The 13601-nt window shown below is 56.1% G+C and carries 13 protein-coding genes; 3 read left to right on the top strand and 10 right to left on the bottom strand.

Going from position 1 to position 13601, the window contains the following annotated elements; translation table 11 throughout:
- Positions 1-11: 11 nt before the first annotated feature.
- Both MCACP_RS13130 and MCACP_RS13135 read right to left on the bottom strand, forming a co-directional pair.
- Positions 12-1172: a pyruvate synthase gene (locus MCACP_RS13130; protein ID WP_406677191.1), complete on the bottom strand. Its 1161-nt coding sequence runs from the start codon at positions 1170-1172 to the stop codon at positions 12-14.
- Positions 1173-1189: 17 nt separating this feature from the next.
- Entirely contained in the window at positions 1190-1483 is a 294-nt protein-coding gene (locus MCACP_RS13135; RefSeq protein ID WP_406677192.1) for a 4Fe-4S binding protein, read from the bottom strand.
- A 422-nt stretch (positions 1484-1905) separates the two neighbouring features.
- On the opposite strand from MCACP_RS13135, the gene MCACP_RS13140 reads away from it, so the two are divergent.
- Positions 1906-3816: a sigma 54-interacting transcriptional regulator gene (locus MCACP_RS13140; RefSeq protein ID WP_406677193.1), complete on the top strand. Its 1911-nt coding sequence runs from the start codon at positions 1906-1908 to the stop codon at positions 3814-3816.
- Positions 3817-3825: 9 nt separating this feature from the next.
- Here the strand turns inward: MCACP_RS13140 and fdhD are convergent, their stop codons facing one another.
- The 7 genes from fdhD to MCACP_RS13175 all read right to left on the bottom strand — a co-directional run bounded on the left by fdhD (position 3826) and on the right by MCACP_RS13175 (position 11647).
- A complete protein-coding gene (gene fdhD / locus MCACP_RS13145; protein WP_406677194.1) occupies positions 3826-4590 on the bottom strand; it encodes a formate dehydrogenase accessory sulfurtransferase FdhD in 765 nt (254 codons plus the stop codon).
- A gap of 172 nt (positions 4591-4762) precedes the next feature.
- Positions 4763-7468, bottom strand: coding sequence for a formate dehydrogenase subunit alpha (gene fdhF / locus MCACP_RS13150; RefSeq protein ID WP_406677196.1), 2706 nt, complete (start codon positions 7466-7468; stop codon positions 4763-4765).
- A 25-nt stretch (positions 7469-7493) separates the two neighbouring features.
- Positions 7494-9269 carry an NADH-quinone oxidoreductase subunit NuoF gene (nuoF, locus tag MCACP_RS13155; protein WP_406678757.1) on the bottom strand — a complete coding sequence of 592 codons (1776 nt, stop codon included), beginning with the start codon at positions 9267-9269 and terminating at the stop codon, positions 7494-7496.
- Positions 9270-9334: 65 nt separating this feature from the next.
- Entirely contained in the window at positions 9335-9814 is a 480-nt protein-coding gene (gene nuoE / locus MCACP_RS13160) for an NADH-quinone oxidoreductase subunit NuoE (RefSeq protein ID WP_406678758.1), read from the bottom strand.
- A 91-nt stretch (positions 9815-9905) separates the two neighbouring features.
- Entirely contained in the window at positions 9906-10271 is a 366-nt protein-coding gene (locus tag MCACP_RS13165) for a toxin-antitoxin system TumE family protein (protein ID WP_406677197.1), read from the bottom strand.
- The gene (locus MCACP_RS13170) at positions 10268-10549 is read right to left on the bottom strand and encodes a hypothetical protein (protein WP_406677198.1); all 282 of its coding nucleotides are present in this window, start codon (positions 10547-10549) and stop codon (positions 10268-10270) included. The genes MCACP_RS13165 and MCACP_RS13170 overlap by 4 nt, the downstream gene beginning before the upstream one ends.
- A gap of 69 nt (positions 10550-10618) precedes the next feature.
- On the bottom strand, positions 10619-11647 hold the full coding sequence (locus MCACP_RS13175; protein WP_406677199.1) for an alpha-hydroxy-acid oxidizing protein: 1029 nt from the start codon (positions 11645-11647) through the stop codon (positions 10619-10621).
- 89 nt (positions 11648-11736) lie between these two features.
- Between MCACP_RS13175 and MCACP_RS13180 the strand changes: the two genes are divergently transcribed.
- Together MCACP_RS13180 and MCACP_RS13185 are read left to right on the top strand one after the other, a co-directional pair.
- On the top strand, positions 11737-11985 hold the full coding sequence (locus MCACP_RS13180) for an AbrB/MazE/SpoVT family DNA-binding domain-containing protein (RefSeq protein ID WP_406677200.1): 249 nt from the start codon (positions 11737-11739) through the stop codon (positions 11983-11985).
- Complete coding sequence (locus tag MCACP_RS13185) at positions 11963-12382, top strand: type II toxin-antitoxin system VapC family toxin (protein ID WP_406677201.1); 420 nt, start codon at positions 11963-11965, stop codon at positions 12380-12382. The genes MCACP_RS13180 and MCACP_RS13185 overlap by 23 nt, the downstream gene beginning before the upstream one ends.
- On the opposite strand, the gene MCACP_RS13190 is transcribed toward MCACP_RS13185, so the two are convergent.
- Positions 12351-13535 (bottom strand): S41 family peptidase, encoded by a 1185-nt coding sequence (locus MCACP_RS13190; protein WP_406677202.1) that lies wholly within the window; start codon positions 13533-13535, stop codon positions 12351-12353. The two genes, MCACP_RS13185 and MCACP_RS13190, sit on opposite strands and share 32 nt — an antisense overlap.
- Positions 13536-13601 lie beyond the last annotated feature (66 nt).

Below are 13601 nucleotides of genomic sequence, written 5' to 3' on the forward strand. Positions count from 1 at the left end.
TCACCTCCGGCCTACAGGCCGTACCATTGATAGGGTGCCGGGGCCGTCCCGGCTCCCAGCTGCTCGCGCACCTGCCGGTAAATACCGATCAGGTCTTCCACGCCGACATCCCGCCCCCCCAGTCCCAGGATGTAGCTATAAACCGGCGCGGTTGCCAGGCCGTACAGGCCGGCCCGCAGTTCCCGGGCCAGGGCACCGCCTGCACCGTAGACAATATTTTTATCCAGGGCGACTACGGCTTCCGCCGCCCGCAGGATCTCCCGTACCGGTGCTGCCGGGAAGGGCCGGAAGAGGCGGATCTTCAGCAGGCCGGCCTTTTCCCCTGCCGCCCTTAAAGCGTCAACGGCAATCCGGGCCGTACTTGCCAGGGAGCCCATGGCCACCAGGACGATGGCAGCATCCTCCAGGCGGTAGCCCGTTACCGCGCCGCCCCAGTCCCGGCCCGTTAGTTGGGCATAAGCCGCGCTGACTTCCTGCAGGACCTCGCCCGCCCGCTGCAGGGCGGCATCCTGCTGATATTTATAGTCCATATACAGTTCCGGGCCGGTAACGGTATTGACGGCCAGGGGGTTATTTACATCCAGGACCGGCCGCCGCACCAGGGGCAAGAAGGCATCTACCGCTTCCTGCTCCGGCAGGTCTACGGTTTCCCGGGTATGGGACTGGATGTAACCCTCATAATTGACCATTACCGGCAGGCGCACCCGCTCGTCTTCCCCCAGGCGAAAAGCCTGGATGAGGCTGTCCAGGACTTCCTGGTTGTTCTCGCAGAAGAGCTGGATCCACCCGCATGCCTCCTGGGCCACCACGTCACCGTGCTCCGGGAAACGGCTGTGGGGGGCCGCCAGGGCCCGGTTGACCACAGCCATGACCACCGGCTGGCGCAGGCCGGAAGTATGGTAGAGGACCTCGCTCATATAGGCCAGACCCTGGGAATTGGTAATGAGAAAAGACCTGGCCCCGGCCATTGCCGCCCCCAGGGCCGCCGCCAGGGCGCTGTGGTCGGACTCCACCCGGACAAAATTACATTTCAGGCTGCCGTCAGCTATAAACTGGGTTATCTTTTCCATGACCGGCGCCGCCGGAGTAATGGGGTAGGAAGCCAGGACTTCTACCCGCGCCAGGCGGGCGGCATGGGCGGCTGCTTCGTTGCCGTTTAATAACAGGCGCATTTTCTTTCACTCCCTGCTTACTTCTCAATAAACCCCCGGTTGCCGGTATATTCCTTAACCATGGTGATAGCCCGGGCGGGGCACTCGACGGCGCAGATGCCGCAGCCTTTGCAAAAATGCAAATCCACCCTCACTTCCCCTTCATCTACCGCCAGGGCTGCGTCCGGGCAATACAGCAGGCACTCGCGGCAGAGATTACATTTTTGTTTATCAATCACCGGCCGCTGTTCGCGGATGCGCTCCATAGCCGCCCCGGCGGCCATGGTACCCGGCCTGGCCGATGGTACTACCGGTAGCTCTTTAGCCGCCACTTTCATTCGCCTCCTCCGCTAAAACACCAGACATTAATTTTAATATTGCAAAATTCATGCCAGTCCCCGGAAAATGGCCCGTAATTTTTTTCCCTGCCTTACAACCCTTGCTATTTAAAGCTCCAGGGGAAAAGAAAAGCCGGCCGCAGCAGTCGGCCGGGACTCCCCTATGTTTCATAAATATTACTTATAAGACCAAACGTAACGTTCATGTGCGTTTCAAAATAATACCGTTACCAGCAGAAATAGTTCCCACACAATATTTTGCTTTTTATAACATGCAGCTCGACCTGGCTTAACAAAATTTTGCAACCTGCAAGGAAAAACTATTTTAACGTCGAATGTAACATTAAAACTTTTAGTGTTTCTTTTTTGTAACGGCTGTCGCCGTTGCCGGATTAAAACTTAGGGGGAACGAATTCATGGCGGAAATTGCCTTTATTGCTCCCTATGAAGACCTGGCCAACATCGCCCGCCAGGTGAGCCTGGAGCTCGGCCTGGACCTATCCATCCACGTTGCCAGGATGGAAGAAGGGGCAAACCTGGCCCGCGAGCTGGCTAGAAACGGTTGCCAGGTCATTGTCAGCCGCGGCGTAACGGCCTGGCTCATCCAGCAGGCCGTGGACCTCCCGGTAGTAGACGTTCCCATTGGCGGTTACGATATCCTGCGAGCCTATTACCAGGCCAAGCAATTCGGCGGCCCCATCGGCATCGCCGATGTCCCCGATGTCATCCAGGGCCTGGAGAGCCTGGAAACCATCCTGGGAGAGACTTTTCTCAAATACACTCTAAAAAACCAGGATGATGACATCCGGCGGGGCATCCTGGCCCTGAAGGAAGCCGGCGCCGAAGTAATCATTGGCAAAATTGCCATGGCCCGCGAGGCGCGCAATTTCGGCTTAAACAGCGTCATCATTACCTCCGGCAAGGAAACAGTCTACCAGGCCCTCAAGGAAGCCCGGCGGGTGTTACAGGTCCGCCACCAGGAGAAACGCCGGGCTGAACAACTCAAAGCCATCCTGGACTTTGCCTATGACGGCATTATCGCCCTGGATGAAGAAGGCCGCATCACCGTCTTCAACCCCGTGGCGGAAAAACTCTCCGGCTGGCGCGCCGGAGATGCTATCGGCCGCCCGGTAACGGAGGTTATCCCCAACGCCCAGTGCCATACTTTGTTAAAGACAGGAAAACCGGAACTGGGGGAGTTGCTGGACATTGGCAATACCCGGGTGGTGGCCAACCGGGTACCCATCATTGTCGACGGCCGCACCGTAGGAGTGGTGACTACTTTCCAGAACATTTCCAGCCTGCAAAGCCTGGAGCACAAAGTCCGGCGCCGGCTGGCCGGGCGCGGCCACGTGGCCAAGTATACTTTTGCCGACATCCTTGGCGAAAGCCCGGCCTTGAAGGAAGCCGTGCGCCTGGCCCGGGAGTACGCCTCCGTCCAGTCCACGGTCCTCATCCACGGGGAGACAGGTTCAGGCAAGGAAATGTTTGCCCATGCCATCCACCTGGCCGGCCCCCGGCAGGACGGTCCCTTTGTAGCCGTCAACTGCGCCGCCCTGCCGGAAAATCTCCTGGAAAGCGAGCTTTTTGGCTATGCCGAGGGGGCCTTTACCGGCGCCCGCAAAGGCGGCAAGCCCGGCCTTTTCGAGCTGGCCCACGAAGGAACAATTTTCCTGGACGAGATCGGGGAAATGTCGCCCCGGCTCCAGGCCCGGGTGCTGCGGGTCCTGGAAGAGGGGGAGATCATGCGCCTGGGGGATGACCGCATCATCCCAGTCAATGTAAGGGTTATAGCGGCCACCCACCGCAATCTCGCGCAGATGGTCAAGGAGCAATCTTTCCGGGAAGACCTTTACTACCGCATCAACGTCCTGAACCTGGAAATCCCGCCTTTACGTGAGCGCGGGGCCGATGTGCTCCTCCTGGCCGAACATTTCCTCCAGGAATTCTGCCGCCAGCTGCAGCGGCCGGCAGTGAACCTCACCCCGGAGGCGGCCAGGGAATTGCTCCAGTACCGGTGGCCGGGCAACGTCCGGGAATTGCGCAACTGCATGGAGCGCTTATCCTTGCGCTGTCATGACACTAACATCAGCGCCGCCGATGTGCGCCAGGCCCTGGGGCTGGCAGCAACGCCGGAGCCCGGGGTCCCCGGCGAAGGTGCACCTGGAGAAGGCCGGCTAGAAAGCCTGGCCGGCCAGGTGAACATCCTGGAGCGCGGCTTGATCATGCGCGTCCTGGCCGAAACGGGAGGCAACAAAGCCGAAGCGGCCCGCCGCTTGGGGGTCAGCCGCACCACCCTGTGGCGGAAGCTGAAGGCTGAGCAATAAGAAGCAAAACTAAATGTTTCCCAGGACGCGCCAGTCGTGCGTGTACACTTTAAGTCTGTCTCCACGAACAAAACCGACAATAGTTATTCCTAACGCCCGGCCCAACCAGACGGCATAATCGGTAGGTACTGAACGCGAAACTATAAACGGCACTTTCAGCCTGGCTGCTTTAACCAATATTTCCGAAGAAATCCTCCCGGTGGTAAGGAGAAGCTTATCGTCGATAGTTACGCCGGAGCACAGGGCACTGCCCACTACTTTATCAACCGCATTATGACGACCAATATCTTCCCGGAAAATGATAAGGTCTTGCGCATCAGCCAGGGCGGCGCCATGCACACCCCGTGTCTTTTGATATAAAGCTGAGACCCTTTGCATCTGGTGGATACGGCTGCTGATGACGGCTGCAGGTAACGCAAGCCGGGATTCGATTCTTATATTAAATATGCAATCCCTATCCCCCCGGTCCGGCCACACGACATTTTGGCCACACCCCGTCATGATCCAGGGAACCATCCCTCCGCCCCTGTCGCCCATTTCCCTTCGAATCCGCACATCAGCTTTACCGCCGCCGATTTTAACCTCAATAATGTCTTCCAGGGAAAATATAAGACCTTCAGTAAAAAGGAAACCAATTACAAGTTCTTTTAAATGTCGGGGTGTGCAAAGCAGGTTTACCAGCCTCTGACCATTAACGGTAATTTGTAAAGGGAACTCTGTAATGATCGAAGTTTCTTCCTGGCTAATTCGTCCTTTTTCAAATAGGGTTACCAAAGTATTGGTACAGGTTGCTTCTTCTTTCATTACCGGCTTCTTGACCTGGTGCCATAACTTGACTGTTCCTTCCAGTCAAGCAGCCCCCATACCAGGCATTCGCCTCCTTTCCGTAAAAAAGGGGACTCTCCACGGAAACCCCAAGGCGCGCAACCTAATGAGGGACTGTGAGCTAAACCATTACTTTATTAACCTTTACAGCACAGGTTTTATACTCAGGTATTTTAGCAACCGGATCCAGGGCGGGAATTGTGAGCAGGTTGGCTGCCGCTTCATGGAAATGGAAGCTCATAAATACTTGACCCTGCGGAACACGGCTCGTTAACCGGGCTTTAACTCTTACTTTACCACGCCTGGAGGCGATTTCAACCATTTCTCCTTCCTGTATTCCTAAACGCGCAGCGTCATCGCTGTTAATTTCCACAACAGGGACGGGACATATCTCCTCCAGCCCTCTGGCCTTACGGGATATAACTGTGTGATAGTGATACAAGATTCTACCCGTCGTAAATAAAAACGGGTATTCCTCGTCGGGTTCTTCGGCCGGCGGCCGGTAATGTACTACCTGGAACTTGCCCCGGCCGCAAGTAAATCTTTCCCGGTGGAGAACGGGTGTACCCGGATGATCGAGGGAAAGTACCGGCCACTGTAACCCTTTATCTTCCAGGCGCTTATAAGTTATACCCGCATAGCTGGGAGTTAACCCTGCTATCTCCCGCATTATTTCCTCAGGCGACGAATATTTGCCAGGACACCCCATCAATAGCAGCAAATCATTTAAAATAAGCCAATCCGGCCTCGCTTTACCGGGCGGTTCAACGGCTTTATGCAAAAGCTGCACCCGGCGTTCCGTACTGGTAAAGGTCCCTTCCTTTTCCGCAAAGGAAGCTCCAGGTAAAACAACGTCCGCCAGCCTGGCCGTTTCCGTTAAAAATATATCCTGTACCACCAAAAATTCCAGGTTCTTTAAAGCTTCTTCTACATGGGAGACATCCGGATCAGTCAAGACAGGGTTTTCTCCTAAAATATACATCCCTTTCAATTTGCCCTGTTGAGCTGCCGCCATCATCTCCATCAAGGTCAAGCCAGGTTTTCCGGGTAAGCCCGGTATCCTCCAGGCTTCCGCAAATTTGCGGCGAATCTCGGGATCGGTTACCGGCTGGTATCCGGGCAGTACATTGGGCAGGCCACCCATATCGCAGGCGCCCTGGACATTATTCTGCCCCCGCAGGGGATTTACGCCGCTGCCTTCTTTCCCGATCTGGCCGCAGGCCATGGCCAGGTTGGCCAGGGCCATTACGTTGCCGGTCCCGGTTACATGTTGAGTTATACCCATAGCGTACAAAATGGTTGAACGCGGGCCCCTGGCATAGGTTCTTGCCGCCTCAATAATATCGCCTGCCGGTACACCTGTAACTGCCGCAACCTTTTCCGGCGTATATTCCTCTACGGCCAGTTTTACAGCTTCAAAACCTTCCGTCCTCCGGGCAATAAATTCTTGATCATAAAGCTCTTCTTTGATGATTACATGCAGCAGCCCATTCAGTAAAGCCAGGTCTGTCCCCGGTTTTTGTCTCAACCACAAATAGCTCCACTTCACCAGTTCAATTTCCCGGGGATCGGCCACAATGAGCCTCGCCCCGCGACGAACGGCTTCTTTTACTTTCAGGGCGATAACGGGATGATTTTCTGTAGTATTGCTGCCAATGACAAAGATACAATCAGCCCGGGCGATGTCAACGATAGAATTGGTCATTGCGCCGCTGCCAAAGGTAGTTGCCAGACCGGCAACTGTAGAAGAATGTCAAAGGCGCGCGCAGTGATCAACGTTATTAGTGCCCAGCACTCCCCGGGCCAGCTTTTGCAAGAGATAATTCTCTTCATTGGTACATTTGGCCGAACAGAGGAAACCCAGGGCCTCAGGGCCATAGCTATCTTTGATATGAGTTAATTTTTGCGCTACAAGGGCCAGCGCTTCATCCCAGGTTGCTTCCCGGAAATACCCGCTTTCCCTATCTCCTTCGCGGATCAGCGGTCTGGTTAGCCTGTCGGGACTGTGAATATAGTCAAAGCCAAAGCGGCCCTTCACGCAGAGCCAGCCGTTATTGACCTCCGGGTTTTCGTAACCCTTAACTTTAACTACCCTGCCGTCCTTTACATAGAGGGTGATATTGCACCCCACCCCGCAGTAAGAACAAACACTGCGGATTTTTTGCAGCTCCCACTCGCGGCCCTGCCATAAACTCGCCTTCTCCGCCAGGGCCCCCACCGGGCAGACCTGGACGCAGTTGCCGCAAAAGACGCATTCCTCTGATTGCTTGAGGGTAAGATCCATAGCCGGGGTTACCCTGGTGTTGAACCCGCGGTGGGCAAAGTCGATAACGTTGTTAACCTGGACTTCCGCGCAAACGCGGATGCACTTGCCGCACAGGATGCACTTGTTCATATCCCGCACGATGAAGGGGTTGTCATCCTCCAGGGGATAGTCGTGTTTTTCCCCGTGGAATTTGTCTCCCCTTACGCCGTAATAGTAGGCGTAATCCTGCAGGCTGCAGGCGCCGCTCTTGCTGCAGGTGAGGCAGTCCCGGGGATGGTTGGCCAGCAGTAGTTCCAGCATCATCTTGCGGGCCTCAACTACTTGCGGCGAAGCCGTCTGCACCACCATGCCTTCGGCGACGGTGGTCACGCAGGAGGCCGGCAGGCCGCGCATGCCCTCGATTTCCACCACGCAGAGGCGGCAGCCGCCCCAGGGCGTGAGCTTCGGGTCATGGCAGAGGGTAGGGATAAAGATGCCGTTATCCCGGGCGGCCTGCAGGACCGTTGTCCCGGCCGGTACGGTAATTTTCTTGCCATCGATGGTCAAGGTGACATCAGCCATCTGTTTTCCCCCCTATTTGATGCAACTACAGCCTGGATATCGCCCCGAACTTGCACTTCTCCATGCAACTGCCGCACTTGATACATCGGGCGGGATCAATGCGGTGCGGCTGCTTTTTCTCGCCGCTTACGGCCCCCGCCGGGCAGGCCCGGGCACAGGCGCCGCAGCCGGTGCACTTCTCAGCGTCGATGGTATATACCAGTAAAGCCTGGCAGACATGGGCCGGGCAGCGTTTATCTTTGATGTGGGCCTCATATTCGTGGCGGAAGTACTGGAGGGTGGAGAGGATGGGGTTGGGACAGGTCTGCCCCAGGCCGCAGAGGGCCGTGTTCTTGACCACCCGCGCCAGGGTCTCCAGGGTCTCCAGGTCCTCCATCTTTCCTTCACCTTCACAGATGCGGGTGAGGATCTCCAGCATCCTTTTCGTGCCCTCCCGGCAGGGGGTACACTTGCCGCAGGATTCCGCCTGGGTAAAGTTCAGGAAAAACCGGGCAACATCGACCATGCAGGTATTCTCATCCATGACCACCATTCCGCCGGAACCCATGATGGCCCCTGCGGCAGTGAGGGACTCGTAATCCACCGGCAGGTCCAGCTTGTCTTCCGGCAGGCAGCCACCCGACGGGCCGCCGATCTGGACGGCCTTAAACTGTTTATCATCCTGGATACCGCCGGCAATATCAAAAATGATTTCCCGCAGGGTTATGCCCATGGGCACTTCGATGAGCCCGGTCTTCTTAACCTTGCCCGTCAGGCAGAAAACCTTGGTCCCCTTGCTCTTTTCCGTGCCCATGGCGGCAAACCACCGGCCGCCGTTCTTGATAATAAAGGGGACGTTGGCGTAGGTTTCCACGTTATTAATGTTGGTAGGCTTGCCCCATAACCCCTGCTGCGCCGGGAAAGGCGGCCGCACCCGGGGCATGCCCCGCCTGCCTTCGATGGAAGCGAGTAAAGCCGTCTCCTCGCCGCAGACAAAGGCGCCGGCGCCGGCCTTGATATGCAGGTCAAAATTAAAACCCGTACCCAGAATATCCCGGCCCAGCAAGCCCTTTTCTTCCGCCGCGGCAGTAGCCATTTTCAGGCGCTTGATGGCTAATGGATACTCGGCGCGGCAGTAGATATAACCCTCATCGGCGCCTATGGCGTAGGCGGCGATGGTCATGCCCTCAATAACGGCAAAGGGGTCGCCTTCCAGGACGCTGCGATCCATAAAGGCGCCGGGATCGCCCTCATCGGCGTTGCAGACTACATATTTTTTGTCCCCCGGGGCCTGCCGGGCAAAGCTCCACTTCAGGCCCGTAGGAAAACCGGCGCCGCCCCGGCCGCGCAGACCCGAGATTTTGATTTCTTCGATTACCTGTTCCGGAGTCATTCGGCTCAAGACCTTTTCCAGGGCTTCATAGCCGCCGGTGGCAATATATTCATCCAGGCTTTCCGGGTCGGTCAAACCCAGGCGGGAAGTCACCACCCGCACCTGGCGGCCGTAGTAAGTACTTGCCGCCATCACCGGGATGCCTTCATAGGGTTCTGCTTCACCGGGCACCTGGATCAGTGCCCATTCCCTGATAGGCTCCCCGTGCACCATGTGCCTCTCAATCAACCTGGCGACATGCTCCGGGGTCACGTCGCCGTAGAAAACCCGCGGTTTTCCCGGCAGGGCTATTTCTACAATGGGCTCGGCGTAACACATACCGATACAGCTCGTTTGGCTTATATCTACCTGCAGACCCAGCCTGTTTATTTCTTCTTCCAGGGCCGCCATTACCTTTGCTCCCCCGGCCGCCTGGCCGCAGGTGCTCATGCCCACGGTGATGGAAGGCTTATCCCGCAATTCCTTCAAATCATGCAATTCAGCTTCACCCCTCGCTAGTACCTTGCCAGGATGGCCGGGAGCTTTTCTGGCGTCAGCCGCCCGTAGGTTTCTTCGTTAATCATCATCACCGGCGCCAGGCCGCAGGAACCAAGACAAGCCACCGTTTCCAGGGTAAAGCGGCCGTCGGCGGTGGTCTCATTTTTGCCTATACCCAGGGCGCCTGAAAGAGCTTCCAGCAGCCGGGCCCCTCCGCGCACGTGGCACGCCGTACCCTGACAGATGCGGATGATGTTCCGCCCCCGGGGTTTTAAGTGAAACTGGGTATAGAAAGTCGCCACGCCGTAAACCCGGCTGAAGGGTATTTTAAGCTTTCTTGCTATCTCCCGCATGACCTCCCCCGGCAGGTAGCCGTAAATATCCTGGGCTTCCTGGAGAATGGGGATCAGGGCTCCTTCAGTCCCAGCATAGCGTTCCAGGACCTCTGCCAGGGCTTTTGCCTTAATGTTCGCATCATTATTGCCGTCAGGAACCATCAAATCTACCCAACCCTCCCATCAGGCGCTTACCGCCAATTTATTGTTATTATAACACTAAATTTACACACCAGTTAGTAACTTTTTTGCTCTAAATTTTACTATTTTGCATATTTAACTTTGAACGGACAAAATCAAGAAATTCGGATAGTGCCCGGGACGGCTCAAGGCTGAAGCTGCTCTCCGTAACTACTTTACCTTGATGAAAGTGCCGGGGATAACTCTGCAGGTATTTGTATTCTCTATGGGGGCGGTTGTCATAGCGATAAATTGTGCCATCAAGGAAACGCCTTTCCCAGTGGTAGGCAAAGCGACCCGGTATTTTACTTGAAAACCAGACGTCAATATAGCTGGCATCTATCACATGAAGGCGTAACCTATCTGGCCTTACTTCGGCCTCCAGGATAATATCCGCATATTCCCTTTCAGCCAGGGTAGCTAATTCATGATAAATCATGATAACTTACTCAACACCATTTGAATTTTTTCTAATTGTTCTTCCAGGTAATCTGCTTTAACAAAATCGTCAAATGTCATATCTTCATCTAATTCGCCTTTTTTTATCCTGTCATCAAATTCCTGGAAGGAAGCAACCTGATATTTTAGATATATAGTGGTCAATTCGGCCCTTAATTCCCTCGACTTTTGCTTTAAATAGGCTTTTAAACTATCCCGGGCTAGTTTATCTTTAGAAGTCTCTAATATACTGGCTGCTTCCTCAAAAGGTAAGCTCATGTATCTCTACCACCTTTGGCTTTATAACTTAACCCCGCTTAAATCTATTATAAGCCTTTACCTCAACTATTACCAACCCTTCTTTAATATCCCCGGTCCTATATCCCCTAAATCGCCGCAACCGGTAAGGCGCATGGCAACGGCCAGGTCGTCGGCCAGGGCCTCCAGCTGCAGCCTCACCCCGGCGGCACCGCCGCCTATGGCGGCAACGGCCAGGGGTCGGCCCACCAGGACCGCCCGGGCACCCAGGGCCAGCATCTTTAGGACGTCCACGCCCGAGCGCACGCCGCCGTCGGCCAGGACTATTATTTTATCTCCCACCGCCGCCGCGATCTCCGGCAGCACCGCCGCCGTCCCCGGCGTGTGGTCCAGGGCGCGGCCGCCATGGTTGGAGACCACGATGGCCGCCGCCCCGCCGGCCACGGCGGCTTCCGCATCGGCCACCGTCATGATGCCTTTTAAAATCAGGGGGAGAGAGGTCGCCGCCGCAATCCCGGCAACCTGGTCCACCGTCTTGGGTTCCACCAGCTGGCCGGCGCGGGTCATATTGACCAGCCCGGCAGCATCGACATCAATAGCTACGGCCACGGCGCCGGCATCCTCGGCCCGGCGGATAAGGTTCACTATTTCCCCATCTTCCCGGGGTTTGATGACCGGAATGCCCCGTCCTCCAGCGGCCTTGATGGCTTTGAGACCGGCGTCCATGAGTTCCGGGAGGGGACCGTCCCCGGTGAGGGAAAGGCTGCCGGCCTCGGCGGCCCCCAGGACGAAGGCCCGCGCCAGTTCTTCTTCGCTAACACGGCCCTGGAAGTTGACCCTGGCCCCGGCTACGGCCGCCCCCAGAATGGGAAAGGCGAGCTTCTGGCCGAAAAGCCTTAACCCCAGGTCCTGGTCCTTGCGGTCATGGAGAACCCGCATGTTGACCTGCCAGGCCGCCAGGGCCGTAACATTATTGCGGAATGACGCCCCGGTGCCAATGCCGCCCATTCCCGGCACACCGGTCGGACAGCGCCGCCCGTCGCACACCGGGCAGACGTGGCAGATGCCATCCAGGAGCACCCTGGCCCGCTCGCGAATAGAGGCAAGTTTTGCCGGCATAAGCAGTTCCTCCTTCCTGACACTCCTTGCCAAGCAAATAATCTGGTGTTATACTTTATAACAAATAATATAACTCGGCGGTGATCTGTATGTCTTATATTGCTCGTGTATCTTCGAAAGGGTGGGTAGTTATACCCAAAGCATTACGCCAGCGTTATAACATCAGCCCCGGTTCAAAAATTGTTTTTACAGAAAATGACGGCCACCTTTATCTTACGCCAGTCCCCCCGAATCCTATCGCCTCAGGTAAAGGAATGCTTCAAGGCTATCCCCTGGTAGAAACGCTCCTGGCCAGCAGAAAAGAAGAGGTAAAAAATGAAGAAGAAATATGTTTTTGACAGTTATGCCCTCCTGGTTTATTTACAAAACGAACCGGGGGCCGATCTGGTTGAATCTATGATCGAGGAAGCTCAAAATGAAGCGGCGCAAATTTTAATAAGCGCCGTTAATCTTGGCGAAGTTGCTTATATTATCGAAAGAGCGGCAGGCACAAAAAAGCTAAATGAAGCCATGGCCCTTTTGGAAACGTTGCCGATAGAAGTTGTCAATATAAATAAAGAATTTGCGCTAAAAGCCGCTAAATATAAAGCTAAGAACCCGATTGTCTATGCAGATTGTTTTACCCTCGCCCTGGGGGTGCAAACCGGAAGTCAAATAGTAACCGGCGACCCGGAGTTTCATAAAGCCAGCGGGCAGGCCAACATTATCTGGTTGCCTGAAAAAAAGGCAAAGTAAATAACCGACAGGCCAAGTTGCCTACCACCAGGGGTGGAGCAATTTGCGCCCGCAGGACATTCAGGGCGCGGTCCAATTGCTTCCGTCCCTCCGTCACTTCAATATCAGGTATTAGCCCTACCCCGTCAATAGCTTCACCGGCAGGAGTACGATAATATGCCGTAGTTAATTTTAAAGCGCCGCCGTTGCTCAAAGGAAAGATGGTCTGCAGCGCCCCTTTCCCGTAGGTCCTGGTTCCCACCAGAATAGCGGCGTGATTGGCCTGCAGGGCACCGGCCAGGATCTCCGCCGCGCTGGCCGTGCCCCGGTCCACCAGGACCACCAGGGGCAGGTCCCGGCCCGGTCCCCGGGAACGGAGGACGGTAACCTTTTTATCCCGGCCCACCACCTGTACCACAGGTTTATCCGGGAGCAAAAACAGGGAAGCAATCTCCAGGGCAGCGTCCAGGTAGCCGCCGGGGTTGCCCCGGAGATCCAGGATAATTCCCCGGGCCCCCCGGGCTTCCAGCTCCGCCAGCGCCGTTTCCACCTCCCCAGGCGCCCAGTAGGGGAAGGAGCGCAGGTAAAGGTAGCCTACCGACCCGGCGAGCAGGCGGCTGCTGACCACCGGCGGCCGGATTACCTCCCGGCGCAGGTAATAGCTCCGGCGACTGCCACTGCCGGGCAGGGTAACAGTCAGGTACACATAGGTTCCCGGCTTACCGCTCAGCAGCCGGCCTATCTCCTCCAGGGACAAGCCCTTGACCGGCCGGCCGTCCACGGCCACCAGCACCGAGCCGGGCGCGACCCCCAACCGGGCGGCCGGCGAGCCGGGGACAGTTTTGCTGATTACCGCCCGACCCTCAAGATCCTGGAAAATAATCCCCACACCTGTATACTCATCATTCAGGGAAGAAGCAAAATCAGGTAAATCTTCCGGGGCTATGTATTCACTGTATGGATCGCCCAGGGACTCCACCAGGCCCTGAACGGCCTCTGCTTCCAGGGCCGCCCGGCTTAAAGGCCCGGCATAATATTTTTCCGTTAGAGTACGCACCTCGTCCACGAGGGACCCTACCGGTACCACCGCGGCCTGGGCTGCAGCCAGGTCACCCAGAAAAACGGTAAAAAAGATGGCCAGGAAGAACACCCACCGCCGCACTTTCGGCATCATCCCGTCATTTCCCCTCTCCCGGTTTGATGTTGTTAACTATTCGGTAGAACGAGCGATTTTCCTGCT

It is taken from the genome of Neomoorella carbonis, assembly GCF_045278715.1.
GTDB classification, from domain to species: domain Bacteria; phylum Bacillota; class DSM-521; order Neomoorellales; family Neomoorellaceae; genus Neomoorella; species Neomoorella carbonis.

What these genes read in the sequence shown, in the direction of transcription:
- MCACP_RS13185 (WP_406677201.1), top strand. Translation starts at nt 11,963, where the DNA reads ATGAAGAAGAAATATGTTTTTGACAGTTATGCCCTCCTGGTTTATTTA.
- nuoF (WP_406678757.1), bottom strand. Translation starts at nt 9,269, where the DNA reads ATGAGCACCTGCGGCCAGGCGGCCGGGGGAGCAAAGGTAATGGCGGCC.
- MCACP_RS13170 (WP_406677198.1), bottom strand. Translation starts at nt 10,549, where the DNA reads ATGAGCTTACCTTTTGAGGAAGCAGCCAGTATATTAGAGACTTCTAAA.
- MCACP_RS13165 (WP_406677197.1), bottom strand. Translation starts at nt 10,271, where the DNA reads ATGATTTATCATGAATTAGCTACCCTGGCTGAAAGGGAATATGCGGAT.
- MCACP_RS13180 (WP_406677200.1), top strand. Translation starts at nt 11,737, where the DNA reads ATGTCTTATATTGCTCGTGTATCTTCGAAAGGGTGGGTAGTTATACCC.
- MCACP_RS13175 (WP_406677199.1), bottom strand. Translation starts at nt 11,647, where the DNA reads ATGCCGGCAAAACTTGCCTCTATTCGCGAGCGGGCCAGGGTGCTCCTG.
- MCACP_RS13190 (WP_406677202.1), bottom strand. Translation starts at nt 13,535, where the DNA reads ATGATGCCGAAAGTGCGGCGGTGGGTGTTCTTCCTGGCCATCTTTTTT.
- MCACP_RS13130 (WP_406677191.1), bottom strand. Translation starts at nt 1,172, where the DNA reads ATGCGCCTGTTATTAAACGGCAACGAAGCAGCCGCCCATGCCGCCCGC.
- nuoE (WP_406678758.1), bottom strand. Translation starts at nt 9,814, where the DNA reads ATGGTTCCTGACGGCAATAATGATGCGAACATTAAGGCAAAAGCCCTG.
- MCACP_RS13140 (WP_406677193.1), top strand. Translation starts at nt 1,906, where the DNA reads ATGGCGGAAATTGCCTTTATTGCTCCCTATGAAGACCTGGCCAACATC.